The sequence below is a fragment of the Niallia alba genome, assembly GCF_012933555.1.
Taxonomy (GTDB): domain Bacteria; phylum Bacillota; class Bacilli; order Bacillales; family Cytobacillaceae; genus Niallia; species Niallia alba.
Genome location: NZ_JABBPK010000001.1, coordinates 4357568 through 4372546 on the forward strand (window position 1 = coordinate 4357568; position 14979 = coordinate 4372546).

A 14979-nucleotide genomic window follows, 5' to 3' on the forward strand; every position below is an offset into this window, starting at 1 on the left:
GGATTATCCTCTCCTTTAAAACAAGATTTCGATTGTTAATCCTCCTAATTGATTCGTCTTTAACGTCATACTGTAAGTTTCTCCAAAAAAGGAGCGCAATCTTGCGTTTACATTATGTATTCCAATAGAGGACTCTAGCTTATTTTCAGAAGAAGGCGTTTTCAATAATTTGTTAATATTCTCTATTTTTTCTTTTGCGACTCCTGTTCCATTATCTTTGATTATGATACAGGTATGCTGGTCTTGCTTCGCAACCTTTACACTAATTGTATTGTTTTTCCTTGTATGATCAATACCATGCATAAAAAAATTCTCAACAAGCGGTTGGATTGAAAATTTAGGAATGCTAATGTCTCCAAGCTCTTTATCAATCTGAAACCCGTATGCGATTCGATCCCGATACCTCATTTGATACAAATAAGCGTATTTCTCACAAAATTCGAGCTCGTGCCTGATTGTTACTACTTTCTCATGTGTGATGCTATTTCTTAATAAGCTTCCAAAAACATATACAACATTCGATAATTCATCTGCTCCTTCACTAACAGCATACATGCGAATGTATTCAAGCGTATTATAGAGAAAATGCGGATCTATTTGAGACTGCAATGCCCTCATATTGGCGTCTTTTTGTTTTATTTCCAAGTTATAGATATCCTCAATATTTCGATTAATACTATCTAGCATCTGATTAATACTATGGGAAATATCCTTTAGCTCTCCTTGTTTTGTGTTTTCTTTTATTCGAACTTCCATATTCCCCGTTGAAACTTGATTGGTACCCTTTAGAATATCTTCTACTTGAATCACATATCGTTTAAACGTTTTTCGAAGACCAAAAAGTAGAATGCCATCTAAAATGGCACTAGAAAATAAAAAGAAAAACAGGCTTTGCATCGATTGTTTATATACTTCCTTTTTACTAATGAATGCTAGGACCTCAAAATCGTTACTAGTATGCACGCTTTTAATATAATATTGTTTCTCCAATTCCTTTAAACTAATAATAGATGATTCCTCTAAATTGCTTCTATCTTTTTTTTGAAGCATCGCATCTTGTCTGTATCTTCCTTGATAGTATACTAGTTTTTTCGTATCGGAAATAATCGCTACTTGAAGAGAAGTTTTCTCTTTGTCATTATTTAAAATCCGTTCTAATTCCTTATCATTAAAGACAATTGACACAATTCCGATTTGGGATAATGTATTAGGGTCCTTTATTGCTTTTTGATAGACAACTTGGTTTTTTAGATAGGAACATGGGAATATTTCTTGCCTCCCTTGTTTTTCTTCGTCGAGTAATAGATTTCCTTATAATCATTTAAAGAGATGCTTACCGATTCAATATCATCATCCATATAGTACATCTCCGTTACAATTCTCGGCAGATAAAGAAAAGTATTATTTTTTTGCTCACTTAACGATTTTTGTAAATATGCTGCAGGTTCCAACTCAAAATACTGATAAATACTCGTAACCATTTCTGAGTTAGCCATTAAATTGGCCACTACTTTATCTAATTTTTTCTCATTATATGTCACAATATTTTCTAATTGGTTAGCCACCCTTTCAACGGAATCTATTGCGGTTCTTTGTTTATCCTGACTTGTATTATAGCTCACTAATAATGCAAATAGTGTAACAGCAGCAATCAAAATGATTGAGTACGTTTTTAATAGCGAATTAATAAAATATTTACTTCCCAATTAGCATCATCCTTAAGAAACATATACGAGTTTTTGACTTAACCGTGCAAAGAGTTTGTTGGAAATAAAGCTTGCTAGTATGATAAACAGCGAGATACTTCCGAATAAAATCAAGGCTGGATTATAATAGGTAAGAACAGAAACGCCGATGAGTAAGCCTCCCAGTTTAATGAGCGTCCAAAAGTCCATAAAAGACAGGAGTAACGACAGTTTCCATACATCTTTTACCGTCGCTTCATATTGTGACTCAATAAAGAGCGCAAACAAGAAGCTGATAGCCATTAAAAATAGAGCAAAGATAAGCAAAAAGTCAATGATAAGAAATATTAAATGATTGATTTGGAGAGAAAAATAAAGATTATAGCTTAAAATCACACCTAATATTAGGAATCCGCCAAAAAAGAAATTTCCTCTTTTAAAGCTAGCCTTAAAAGTAGAAAAAACATTCTTCCATGATAATTCCTGATGGTTCCAGCGAAATTCTAAAAACAGCTTTGCAATCGACAAAAATGCAGGTCCAATGCCAAAAATAATCCCTCCCATTATGGTTAGCAGCCAAAAATAAAGATTTAGTTTTAATACCACATAAAATCGATTAAAAAAAGTAGTCAAAAGGGATGCGATCATGTCTTTTCTCCTTTCTATTATTATATGATGAAAAAAGGCACGTTAACTAGAGCTAACGCACCTTTTCGAGATTAGTTTTTAGATGCTTGAAATGCATCAAATTGCTTTTGCATTTCTTCACGCACTTTTTCATATCCAGCACCTTTTAATTTCTCATTTAATTCTGGAATAGCTTTATCTGGATCTAATGTTCCAGTATTTAATCCATCAAGGTATTGGCTCATCACATTAGAAATATTCGTAATTTCTGTTTTCACCGAATCCGTATTAAAGGTGAAACCTAGAATTGGAGAGCTTGTCGCATTCGCGATATTTTCATCTCTTTGAGTAATCTGTTCATCTGTAATTGAATCTTGAACATAAACAATTTTATTATTTCCTGTATTCCAAGCTGCCATATGGTTATTGGATTTATAACCATCTAATAATTTCACTTTGTTTTCTCCAACCTTTTCCCACGCATTGCCTTCTTCACCATAAATGAGACCATTTAATAAGTCCGGATCTGAATTTAGAAGCCCTAAGAACTCCACTGCTTTTTCTTTATTCTTGGAGTTACTGGAAACGACAAAGTTTGCCATTTGCGCTTGTGCTGTTGACTTAATTGGATCAGTAATAGCCTTTGATACAATTGGCTGCTCCGCAACTGTTGATAATAGTGTATCACCATAGTCATACGGTCCTTGTGTTTCTTGACGAATAAACCATGTACCACTATTTAATGGATATTCCGTATTGCTTGTTGCAGCATCCTTGGCAATATATCCTTCATTATAGTATTGATGCATAATTCTTAAGTTATCTTTCATTTGTTCATTATCATACTGATTAATAATTTTTGATGTATCTCCATTTAAATCGACTGCAAAAGGCATGCCATTTCCTAATACAAAATCCATATTAGGTAGTACACGGAACCCTTGCCCAACAGAGAATGGCATCACATCTGTTTCGTTTTCTTTGATTACTTTTAATAGAGGTCCGAGATCTTTGTATGCTTTAACATTAGAGATATCTAAGTTATATTTATCGATATACTGCTTATTAAAGGAGAACATCGTTTGTGCATATACATTGCCGTTTACCGGGAATGCATAAAGCTTCCCATTTACTGTATTTCCTTCAATGTAAGCTGAATCTAGCATGTCATATGCTTCTTTCGCATATTTCGGAAATAACTCCGTTAAATCTGCATAAGCACCTTTTTGTGCATTCGTTACATAATTATTTGCATACGCAATATCATAATTCTCACCGGAGGATACGATAACTGACATCTTTTTTTCATAGTCTCCCCAGCCGATATATTGTAAATTAACACGAACACCAAGTTCTTTTTCTGTTTTCTTATTGACATTTTCCATCAACACATCGAAATTTTCTGGTTTATCTCCAATTTGATACATTAATAATGTTGTTACTCCATCTTTAGAACTGTTATCAACCGTAGAATTCCCTTTAAGACTACAACCTGCTAACACAGCGCCAATCAGTAACATTAACACAAGTAGAAAAGGAACTTTTTTCTTCATCTTCATTTACATATCCCCCTTATCATTTACACTACTCTTTTACACCGCCAATAGTTAAGCCACTAACAAAATAACGTTGGAAAAATGGATAGCTGCACGCAATTGGTAGGGTAGAAATAACAACCATCGCCATTCGAGTTGCTTCTTTTGGAATGGCAGCCAACCCCCCCGATAAATTCCCACTTAAACCAGCATTTTGCGTCATAAAATCAATATTGCTTTGGATCTTCATTAATAAGTATTGAAGTGGTACTAGATTATCGCTTTGGATATATAGCAATGCATTAAACCAATCGTTCCAGTATCCTAAGGCAGCAAATAAGCTAATTGTTGCAATTCCAGGAACAGCTAATGGTAAAACAATCTGTGTAAATATCCTCATTTCACTTGCTCCATCAATACGGGAAGATTCAATAATCGATTCTGGAACCTGTCTTCTAAAGAAAGTGCGCATCACAATAATGTTAAAAGGACTTAAAGCCATCGGAAGGATGAGGGCCCATACTGTATCTTTTAACTGTAGCATATTGGTCATGACAATATAGCTCGGTACCATCCCAGGGCTAAATAACATCGTAATTAAGGCGAAGATTGTAAAAAATCGCTTATATCGAAAATTTGGCCGGGAAATGGCATAGGCATAGCTTGACGTGAAAGCTACATTAATAAAAGTTCCAATAACAGTTACAAATACGGTAATAAATAATGATTGAATGATTTGGTCTTTCAAATCAGCCAAATACGTATATCCTTGAATACTCCATTCGCTCGGCCACAATGCATAACCATTTGTTATAAGTGAAGTTTCACTAGTAAACGATATAATAATTACAAATAAGAATGGAAAAATACAAGAGAATGCAAACAACCCTACCATGATATTAAAAAAGATATTTGTATTTTTATTAAAGGTTCGAACTTGAACATGCTCTATTTTTTTCTTTTTCACTGTGTGATTTGGACCTCCTTCATCAAAACAACGCAGATTCTTCATCAAATTTGCGAACAATAAAGTTAGCTAGTACTACTAAAATACAGCCGACAACTGATTGATAAAGACCGGCAGCTGCAGTCATCCCGATATCTCCTGTACTCGTTAATCCATTATAGATATAAGTATCCAATACACTTGTTACCTCATATAAAGCACCAGAGTTTCTCGGTATTTGATAGAATAATCCAAAATCAGCTCTAAAAATATTTCCGACAGACAAAATAGATAAAATTGAAATTAATGGGATTAATTGTGGAATCGTAATATTTTTAATCTGCTGCCATTTCGATGCTCCATCTACCATCGCCGCTTCATAATAATCTGAGTTGATTCCCATAATGCTTGCAAAATAAATGACGCTATTATAGCCGACACCCTTCCATATTCCTAATATAATCAAGATAACTGGCCAATATTTTTGTTCGTTGTACCAATTAATTTCTTCACCGCCAAAAAGGGTGAGGATGCTATTCATTAACCCTTTATCTGGACTCAAGAAGGCAAATACAAAATAACTGATAATAACCCATGATAAAAAATACGGAAATAGCATTGATGTTTGATAGATTTTAATCATTCTTTTTGAACGTAACTCACTGAGCACAATAGCCAAGAAAACAGCAAAAATTAATCCTAACACAATAAAGGCCACATTATATAAGACTGTATTTCTTGTAATTAAATAAGCATTATTGGATGAAAATAAAAATTTAAAGTTATCCAATCCAACCCAAGGACTTTCTCGTAAACTTTGAAAAAATCCGCCGCTGGAATAGTGAAAATTTTTAAATGCTACAATATTACCGAATACTGGTATATAGAAAAATAAGATAAGCCAAATGGTGCCTGGCAATGCCATGAATAAAAACGCCTTATTTCTCCACAAATTTCTTAACATGGCCATTTTTCCATCTCCCCCCTCTCTTTAGAAAACGCTTTCTCAAGTATGGATAAATTATAATATGGGAGAGAATCATAACCAATAAACAAATTATAGGAAAAAATAAACGAATTATATGTTTTTGTGGTTGTACTATGCATTAGATTCAAGTATCTTTTATTTTAACATCTGAATGAGTTTAGTATTTCGCTTTACCATCGCAAAAACGCTTAAGACAAAAAGTCTTAAGCGTTCCATTTCAACATTACCTTAAAGCCCTATTCGTAGGTCTAAAGTTTATACATTTCAAAAATCTCGAGACTACGATTTTTTTCAAAGCTGCACTTTATGGAAGTTGCCTGGGAAATGACGGATTGCTCCATTATCCAAAGAGGAATATAGACATCAAACATTTGATTAACTTTCACTCCATATGTGCGATAAGAAGACCTTTTTCCTTCTTCATTTCTTATTTCAATATCAAAGCCATCTTCATTCTCTTTATCTAATACTCTAATAACTAAATAATGATTTTCTGAAAGGTCAACCGGCTGCTGTAAAGTCCAAATTACACTTCCCTTTTCTTCTTCATCACTTATCCCTTTTAAAGCAATTGGCTTTACAGAAGAACCTTTTATCCCTATACCGTTTGTCTTTTCCGTTAATCTAGTATGATCCCTCACGAATTCTTCATACAATGGCTTCGTTGTTTGACGGTCCATTCGATACATTCCCATCGTTTGATAGAAATTATTATGATTGACATACCAGTCAAATGCTGTCCAATAATCAATACCTGCCATATAGCCATCTTGATTTAGAAGTCCTTGTGGATAAACAGTTGCCTTTTCAAGCAAGGCATATTGGACATCCTTATATATTTCTACTTGTTTCTCAAGGAAACTATCATCCGCGTTACTCCAAATCCCATATTCCGTGTTTATGATGGGCTTATCTGGCCATTTGGCATGTGCTTGCTCAATAAAGTTACGAGTCCCTTCATATGGGGTACTGCCATGGAAAATGCCAAAATACATCGTCCAGCCTGCTACATCGAGCGGTTCCATTGAAGCATCTTCATAGCCAGGTTGATCTGCCGCTGCACTTTGTGTAATTAGTCGCCCATCGTTATATGTTTCCTTTAACTCCTTCACTAATTTTTCATTATATGCTTTTCGATAAAGAACATCACTTGATTCATTCTGTGTACTCCACAGCATAATCGAAGGTCTATTATAATTAGAAAAAACCATTTCTCTCCACATTTGATAAGATATTTTTCTCGTTTCCTGTGCTTGATAATGGCTTGTTTCAAACTGCCAGAGTGGAATCTCACTCATCGAAGGCAAGCCTATTCGATCAAGAAGTAGAAAGGTATAAATATGGTTAGGATAATGGGCAGTTCTGATTAGATTAACTTGCAAATCGGCAATTTTTAATAAGTCATCTTTGATGCGATTCCAAGATGCTGTCCTACCATAATCCGGCCATTCCTCATGTCTAGCAACACCTGCTAAAAACACGGGATGATCATTTAAAAGGATGTTAGCATTTTTTGCTTCCAGTGTACGAATCCCGAACTGAGTCGCAAATCGGTCTATTTTTTTCTGATTAGATGATAGTTCTACGGTGAGAACATATAAATTGGGTTCTCTGATGCTCCAAAGCTTCGGATTTTCTATGTTAACATGATAGGTAATGATTTTTGTTCCCTTTTCCTCCAGTACTACTTTCGTTTCTTCCAACCCTGACACTACAACCGATTGATTACAGATACTTTCAGCAGAAGGACTAGTTAACCAGCTTTCTGTTCGATAATCTGTATCAAACAGCTCCCCCTTTAAAATTACCTCTACTTCCTGTTTCAAACGATTTTCTAATGTTACCGAAATCTCTACGTCGCCCTGCAAATTTTTCGGGACAATATCTGCTCTTGCTACATGGACTCCTTCTGTTGCCTCTAGATATAAATCATGAATAACACCCGTATAGTTAAAAAAATCATTATTTTGTGCAGGAACAGTATCTACTCTTGTTGTCCAAGGTGGATTATCTACTCGGATAGTAATCGTGTTAACGCCACTTTTAATAAAGGCAGTGACATCAAATGCAAAGGGAGTATAACCGCCCTCATGGTAGCCAACATACTTTCCATTGATCCAGAAATCACTCACATAGGAAACAGCTAAGCATTTTAGTGTAATACTTTTGCCCTCCCAATCAGCATCTATTTCAAAGGTTTTACGATACCAAACACCATTTTCGTATGTTTCTGCCCCTCCCTTTTCTTCTTTTCCCGTTAACTTGTTCTCCGGTAATGGTAATGAATGGTTTTCCCACTTTTGATCATCAAACCCTGACTTCGTAATCCCTTGTGCCTCCTCTTCTGTCTTCTGGATCCACTTAGCGTCACGATAGGATAAAGACCAATCATGATCTGCTTCAAAGCGCTTTTTCTTCCACAAGCCTGCAAGAGACAATACTAATCTATTTTGTGGTTCAAAGGATGGATACGGAATTTTATTTTGAAAAGCAATGGTTTTTCCATCTATCTCCTTTAATAGCATGGAAGCTGCTAAACTACCAATATTCTTTTCTTTTTCTTGTATTGCTATCTTTGACACTCCTCATCACCAGCCATTCTATTCTTTTAGTTGATATGCCTATTAAAAAGGAAGAATAAGGAGAGATACTCCTTTCATTCTTCCAAATTTTTATCTATTTATTTAAACCAAGCTTTTCAATATTTTTTTCCATCTTTTCATTACGGACTTTTACAATCGAATCAAAATTATTCCCGTCCAAAAATTTCTTATAGTCATTTAAAACTTGATCAAATTGTTCGTCATTTTTTACTCTTAATAAGGTTGCTAATGTAGTTGCCCATTGGGAATTAATATTTGTTAAAGATCTTGCTTCTGCTGTTCCTTGATCTGGATCTATATTTTCAATAACGAACTGCGGTTTTAAGTATGGAGTTCCCCAAGCTTGAATCTGTTCCGTAGACTCTAGCGGCTCCACTTCCCCATGCTGGACTTTAAATGTATCATGCCCGAAGAACCAGAACTCTCCTAAACGATACTTTGTTTTATATTCATCTGGGTTATCTTGTTGCAATTTCGCTACCTCTGGTAATAAGGTTGCTTTGCCATCTTCATTAAATTCAAATGTCTCGTCTTCCACCCCAAATGTTGTTAAATACTGCCCTTCTTCACTTAATAAATACGTATACAACTGAATCGCCTTTTGTGGGTCTTTTACTTTTTTCGAAATATAAGTTACGGACCAACCAGAGATTCCAGATTGAGTCAAGGTTGGTTCGTTTCCTACTGTACTTTTTGGACCGTCGATAGCAATATATTTTTGATCAGGATGTGCAGCTAGATTTTTTTGTAGAAAAGTGTAAAGCTGCGCTACCCCACTTGCCATAATTGTCGCGTATTTTCCATTAGAAACTTTTTCCTCGAATAATGGACCATCATCCGAAAAAGTATCATCATTTAAATAACCAAGCTTATACGCTTCATTAAATGCTTTAATCCAAGTTAAATAGTCTTCATCTAGATTTCTGTCATTCCATTTTCCATCACTTGTCGTAATTGGAACGCCAATATGATTTTGGAATGAAGCACCTAAAGAGCCAGCATCCCCAGCAGCAGAGAATCCTTTAAAGCCAAAAGGAACTAAATCAGGGAATTGTTTCTTTATTTTGTCTAAAGCAGCTAAAAACGTATCTGGTGTGGACATATCTGGGCTGCCAATTGCTTTATATACATCCTGTCTAATGATAAATGCATCATTACCTGGGATTGCTCCGCTTTCATAATGCTCTTGTGTATTTGAATAACTAGGATAGCCGTATGTGTTTCCGTCATCTAATTTATACCAATCCAATGTTTGCTGTTGTGCTACTTTATAAAAATAGGGATCATATTTATCTGCTAATTTATTTAATGGGAGCGCCCAAGATTCTGCATCTAATGCAGCCTTTGTATTCCCGCCAAAAATAGTTACGATATCTGGTAAGTCACCACCAGAGAAATATGTATTTAGTTTCGTATCATCCCCGGTTAAAAACTTAATATCAAGGTTAAGATCTTCTTTTAATTTTTTCGTAATCGTATCATTGCCGTAATCTTTGTTCCACCATTCTGCATTCACATACCAAGTTAACTCGGTATTTTCTTGTTTATCTAATTTCCATGCTGGGGTATTCTCATCGATTGTATATCTTGCCTCTTCATCTAAATTTGCCTCTGTCTTTTTCGAAGTATTGCTACAGCCCGTGAATATTAACGAAATAGCTAATAAGAAAACCAAACTTATCCGATAGATTGATTTATTCATGATAAAGCCTCCCCTATAATTGGTATTTATAAAAGTAGATTATCTCTGTGACAAATACTAGTTCTTATCTGTCCCACTATTGTGAATAACATTCTATTTATTTAGACTAAATCATTTCTCCCTTAAATCCTCTACCTAAATTATTGGAAATAAAATATGATCGTTTTTTCTGAAAGAACCACCTCCTTCATACTTTAGAGAAAAACTTCCCTATCCTATTCTTTCACTGCCCCAATCATCATTCCTGACAAGAAATATTTCTGCAAAAAAGGATAAACAAGGACAATTGGTACCGTCGCAATCACAATCGTAGCTAATTGTATTGACTCTGAGGTTGTGGGGATGACCACAGAAGTTGCCGTTTGCATATTGGCAGCAGCTTGAGTTTGAACGATAATCTCATATAGTTTCATTTGAATTGGATACAAGGCTTCATTGCTAATATATAATTTTGCTGTCATATAATCGTTCCATTGAAACACACCATTAAATAAGGCAATTGTTGCTAACACAGGCGTGGAAAGCGGTAGGACTATTCGCATAAAGATGGTCCATACACCAGCACCGTCCATTTTTGCTGATTCTTCTAGCGAATGAGGAATCTCACGGAAAAAGTTCATCAAAATCAGCATGTCATAGTAGCTAAATAGCGATGGGATAATATAAACCCAAAAGCTATCAAGCAATCCAAGGGATCTCATTAATAAATAGGTTGGAATCATCCCACCGCTAAAAAACATTGTTCCCACACCTAAAATGGTGTAAAAATTTCGCCCAATCAGATTTTGTTTACTCATACCGTAGGCAACCATTGCTGTTAAAAGCACATGTGTAAAAACTCCTATCACTGTCTTTAGAACGGAAATCATAAACGCATTCCAAATAGTAGGGTCATTGAATACGAGTTTATAGTTTATAATGGAGAAATCCTCTGGCCATAGTTTTAATCCGACTTGATAAAGGGTATCTGGACTACTAAATGATTTAACAACAATATTCCAGATTGGATAGATGATAACAATAGTAAATAGCGATAAAAAGATGATATTCACGATATTGAAGACTCTGTTTTCTTTTGGCTTTTGATTTTTTTGACGAAAAACTTTTGGATTTAACTCCGTTATATTCGGATTTGTTTTCATGACATCCTCCTAGAAAACAGACTTATTATCATTCATTTTTTTAGTAAATTTATTGGTCACTAATACAAGAATTAAGGAAACAACTGAGACGGCTAACCCAACAGCTGTTGCATAGGAGAAGTCCCCTTGGGCCAATCCTACTTTATAGACATAAGAATTGATTACTTCCGCATGAGATGCATTTAACGGATTTATTAATACTAACGTTTGATCCAAGTTAGATCCCAACAAACCACCTACTGCTAAAATGAACATTAAGGAAATAATAAACTTCATCAAAGGCAGTGTAATATGGAAAATTTGCTGTAGTTTTGTTGCTCCATCCATCTTTGCTGCTTCATAATAAGTTGGATCAATTCCTGACATAGTTGCTAAGTAGATAATCGTTCCCCAGCCAGCTTCCTTCCATACATCTGATAATACAGCGATTAGCCAATAGCTATTCGCTTCAATCATGAAATTCCGCGGTTGATCTAATATTCCAACCCCAACTAACAGCTCATTGATAATTCCAGTTGTGGATAGCCAGCTTAGCAGCATTCCCCCCACTACAATCCAAGACAAGAAATGCGGTAAATAAGAGACAGTTTGCACAATTTTTTTAAACCAGCCATTTTTCAATTCAAAAATAAGAATCGAGAGAATAATAGGCGCCGTAAAACCAATCAATAACTTAAGGAAACTGATTGCTAGTGTATTGACTACAGACTCCCAAAAGAATTTATCAGAAAAGGCAATTCTAAAATTTTCTAAGCCTACCCATGGGGCAGAAGCAATCGTGTCCGTTACAGAATAACTTTTAAAAGCAATAACAATCCCGTAAATAGGAACATAACAAAAGACAATCATAAAAATAATGCCTGGCAAAACCATCATTTGTAACGGCAGCTGCGCCCTAAATCCTTTCCCAAAATGGCTTTTTTTCATTTGAATACCTCCTTACAAAATGAATTAAAACGTTTTTATCAAAAACTGCAATATATTAAAGCGTTTTCATTTTATATAATAAGGTAATACATAAAATATTACCTTATTAATATGTTTTTATTGATGGTGCATGAATCTCTGACAATTAAGCTTCCTTGCAATTTATCCAATTTCCCTACTTCTTCTCCTCTAATAATACCAAGCAGCCTTTCTATCGCATGCTTTCCGAGCATAATAATAGGGTTATTTACCGTTGTTAACGGGGGAGTGAAGTATTCGCTTAAATCTATATCATCAAAACTAATTATACTAATATCTTTTGGAACCAAGATCCCTTCCGATTTCAATGCTTTAATACAGCCAATTGCACTAAGATCATTAGCAGCCACAAATGCATCAGGCAAATCTTTTCCACTTCTCACAAATGCTTTTACCGCACTAAAGCTTGCTTCTTCTTCAAAATATCCGATTAATAAATCTTCTTCATAAAAAGGAATATTGGCATCTAGTAATGTATCTCGAAAGCCCTCATATCGCTTTATATCATCATATAAATGATCATACCCTCTAATATAGCCAATCCGTTTATGCCCGAGATTGATAAGATAACGTGCTACATCTTGCCCTCCTTTATAGGAATCAAAGACAACGGATGAACTTGTTTTGCTTACTCTTTCTCGATCAATGAATACGACAGGAATTCCTGCTTCTTCCAGAACGGCAACATCCTTTTCATCGATAAATTCATTGGAAATAATGGCTCCATCTACTCTTTTCCCCAAAATATTACTTAACGCTGTCCGGTCATTTTTCGTAATAAAAATATTTAGTTCATACCCTAACTTTTCACATTCTTTCGAGATAGAATCAACCAACTGATCATAATAAGGTCCTCTCATGCTTGTGATGAATAGGCCAATTACTTTTGTCGCATTTGATTTCAGGTTCTTACCATTTAAATTCGGAATATAATTCAATCGTTTTGCGACATTTAATACATGCTCTCTTGTATCTGGATGCAGAACATCGACGCCATTTAGAGCATTGGAAACAGTGGAAATCGATACTCCCGCTTCTCTTGCAACATCTTTAATGGTAACTTTAGAAATGGGAATCACCTCCTCGTGATTAAAACGTTTTTATTTCTATATTCTTTTATACCATATATAGTTGGTGCTGTCACCGCGGCATTTAAGCTAGTATAGCGGTAACAATCGAATTGGCTGCTATAGAAAATTGACTAACTTCTCCATTCATTCGCAAAGCAACCGGCAAATCTTCTTCGAATCGATTAAGCAGTACGAGAACAATTTGATTATTAGGATTCTTCATCGCAACAAGCTCTAACTTATCTGTATATTTAGTAGCAGCTATTCTTTTTGCTCCAGGTTCGATATATCGGCTGAAATGACCTATATATGTATAAGAAAGATTTTTCATCATTTGATCATTCTCTGTGTCACACATAATCGGAGCATCACAATAATTCCCAACATGATTTGGACCTCCCTGTCTGTCTAGAATGATATTCCAGTCAATAAAGGCATTCATCCCAGCATTTATATTACCAATCATGTCATGTGCATACATTTGTGCTTTTTGTAATTGGCCTGCAGTGTTAAATCTGCTGTATTCGACACAGCCTTCTGTAAAAATTAATTTTTTATTTGGGAACTTCTCACGTACTAGACCAATGGCGTCAAAGTGGTCACCTGTATACCAATGGAAAGCTACGCCAGCAATCATATTGTCCGTTTGATTATCAATTATCGCAGCAGCTCTTTCATACATTCTTTCTTTATTATGGTCCCAGATCAACACTTCTATCTCACTTAAATTATTTTTTTGCAGAGTAGGATATAGATAGTCTCTAAGAAATTCTTTTTCTTCGATATCTGTATATAAACAAGAATCCCATGATTGTCTAGCATTGGGTTCATTTTGGATCGTTAGCATTTTTACAGGGAAACCTTTCAATTGGTATTCCTTTATGTAGTGGCAGATATAATCGGCCCAAAATTGGCGAAACTCTGGTTTCAATTTACCACCTTTTACTCTTTCCTCGTTCGTTTTCATAAAAGATGGCGGAGACCAGGGAGATAGCATTAAATCAAACGGCTTAGCAGAAACTTCCGTCACTTTTTTCAATAAAGGCAAAATATATTCTTCGTCTCTAGCTAGGGAAAAAGACTGGAATTCCTTATCCTCTGGATTACTCATTGCCTCATATTGACCGACAGAAAAATCACAGCTGTCAATATGTGTTCGAATCAGATTGTAGCGATTGCCGTTTTCTCCAAAATAGGCGTCTACTAACTTCTGTTGTGAACTCTCACTCATTTTCGAATACGTATAGCCAGCAGCCTCGGTAATCGCACCACCAAATCCATCAAATGTTTGGTACTCTATTTCTGGATATATATTCACTACTTTCATTTCTACATTATTATCTTTTGTAAATTCAGCTATGGTATCATTTGTTACCGGTTTGTTTTCTTCATAAGTAGTTGTAGATAAGTTAATCTTCATCTGATGCACTCCTTTTCCTATAAAAACGTTTTTATTATTTTTATAAAAAATACCCACATTTTCTGGTAGGTAATTATCTAACATTCAATATAAAGCGTTTTCGAATTTTAAAAGCAACTTAATAAATGAAATAAGAGCTGAAACGATAGAATTTACTACAATCCTTATAAAAACGTTTTCTTCGTTTATAGAATAACACCTTCCTATACTAGTGACAATACTTTTTTTCATAAATATTTTGATTTTCCTTTTAAAAAACGAAGAGCAGAACAATTTTTTTCTTTTATTATTATTT

General features: G+C 34.9%; 12 protein-coding genes. All 12 read right to left on the minus strand.

The window, feature by feature from the left end:
* Positions 1-15: 15 nt before the first annotated feature.
* The gene (locus tag HHU08_RS25785; protein ID WP_169189201.1) at positions 16-1185 is read right to left on the minus strand and encodes a sensor histidine kinase; all 1170 of its coding nucleotides are present in this window, start codon (positions 1183-1185) and stop codon (positions 16-18) included.
* A gap of 62 nt (positions 1186-1247) precedes the next feature.
* Positions 1248-1706: a hypothetical protein gene (locus tag HHU08_RS20745; RefSeq protein ID WP_169189202.1), complete on the minus strand. Its 459-nt coding sequence runs from the start codon at positions 1704-1706 to the stop codon at positions 1248-1250.
* Between the two features lie 12 nt (positions 1707-1718).
* A complete protein-coding gene (locus tag HHU08_RS20750) occupies positions 1719-2333 on the minus strand; it encodes a YesL family protein (protein ID WP_169189203.1) in 615 nt (204 codons plus the stop codon).
* Between the two features lie 71 nt (positions 2334-2404).
* Positions 2405-3871 carry an ABC transporter substrate-binding protein gene (locus HHU08_RS20755; RefSeq protein WP_169189204.1) on the minus strand — a complete coding sequence of 489 codons (1467 nt, stop codon included), beginning with the start codon at positions 3869-3871 and terminating at the stop codon, positions 2405-2407.
* 25 nt (positions 3872-3896) lie between these two features.
* On the minus strand, positions 3897-4859 hold the full coding sequence (locus tag HHU08_RS20760; RefSeq protein WP_205835665.1) for a carbohydrate ABC transporter permease: 963 nt from the start codon (positions 4857-4859) through the stop codon (positions 3897-3899).
* Positions 4837-5763 carry an ABC transporter permease gene (locus tag HHU08_RS20765; RefSeq protein WP_205835666.1) on the minus strand — a complete coding sequence of 309 codons (927 nt, stop codon included), beginning with the start codon at positions 5761-5763 and terminating at the stop codon, positions 4837-4839. Before HHU08_RS20765 ends, HHU08_RS20760 begins: the two co-directional genes overlap by 23 nt.
* A 266-nt stretch (positions 5764-6029) precedes the next feature.
* Positions 6030-8363 carry a glycoside hydrolase family 2 TIM barrel-domain containing protein gene (locus tag HHU08_RS20770; RefSeq protein WP_328823048.1) on the minus strand — a complete coding sequence of 778 codons (2334 nt, stop codon included), beginning with the start codon at positions 8361-8363 and terminating at the stop codon, positions 6030-6032.
* 94 nt (positions 8364-8457) lie between these two features.
* Positions 8458-10086, minus strand: a complete 1629-nt coding sequence (locus HHU08_RS20775; RefSeq protein WP_169189206.1) for a type 2 periplasmic-binding domain-containing protein — start codon at positions 10084-10086, stop codon at positions 8458-8460.
* 215 nt (positions 10087-10301) lie between these two features.
* A complete protein-coding gene (locus tag HHU08_RS20780) occupies positions 10302-11228 on the minus strand; it encodes a carbohydrate ABC transporter permease (RefSeq protein WP_169189207.1) in 927 nt (308 codons plus the stop codon).
* Positions 11229-11237: 9 nt separating this feature from the next.
* Positions 11238-12155, minus strand: a complete 918-nt coding sequence (locus HHU08_RS20785) for an ABC transporter permease (RefSeq protein WP_169189208.1) — start codon at positions 12153-12155, stop codon at positions 11238-11240.
* Positions 12156-12253: 98 nt separating this feature from the next.
* Positions 12254-13273, minus strand: a complete 1020-nt coding sequence (locus HHU08_RS20790) for a LacI family DNA-binding transcriptional regulator (RefSeq protein WP_319005167.1) — start codon at positions 13271-13273, stop codon at positions 12254-12256.
* 73 nt (positions 13274-13346) lie between these two features.
* Entirely contained in the window at positions 13347-14684 is a 1338-nt protein-coding gene (locus HHU08_RS20795; RefSeq protein WP_169189209.1) for a glycoside hydrolase family 30 protein, read from the minus strand.
* Positions 14685-14979: the final 295 nt, after the last annotated feature.

Bases quoted from the DNA above. Each gene is read 5' to 3' on its own strand.
- HHU08_RS20750 (WP_169189203.1), bottom strand. From the start codon at position 2,333: ATGATCGCATCCCTTTTGACTACTTTTTTTAATCGATTTTATGTGGTA.
- HHU08_RS20760 (WP_205835665.1), bottom strand. From the start codon at position 4,859: ATGAAGAATCTGCGTTGTTTTGATGAAGGAGGTCCAAATCACACAGTG.
- HHU08_RS20775 (WP_169189206.1), bottom strand. From the start codon at position 10,086: ATGAATAAATCAATCTATCGGATAAGTTTGGTTTTCTTATTAGCTATT.
- HHU08_RS20780 (WP_169189207.1), bottom strand. From the start codon at position 11,228: ATGAAAACAAATCCGAATATAACGGAGTTAAATCCAAAAGTTTTTCGT.
- HHU08_RS20765 (WP_205835666.1), bottom strand. From the start codon at position 5,763: ATGGCCATGTTAAGAAATTTGTGGAGAAATAAGGCGTTTTTATTCATG.
- HHU08_RS20795 (WP_169189209.1), bottom strand. From the start codon at position 14,684: ATGAAGATTAACTTATCTACAACTACTTATGAAGAAAACAAACCGGTA.
- HHU08_RS20785 (WP_169189208.1), bottom strand. From the start codon at position 12,155: ATGAAAAAAAGCCATTTTGGGAAAGGATTTAGGGCGCAGCTGCCGTTA.
- HHU08_RS20755 (WP_169189204.1), bottom strand. From the start codon at position 3,871: ATGAAGATGAAGAAAAAAGTTCCTTTTCTACTTGTGTTAATGTTACTG.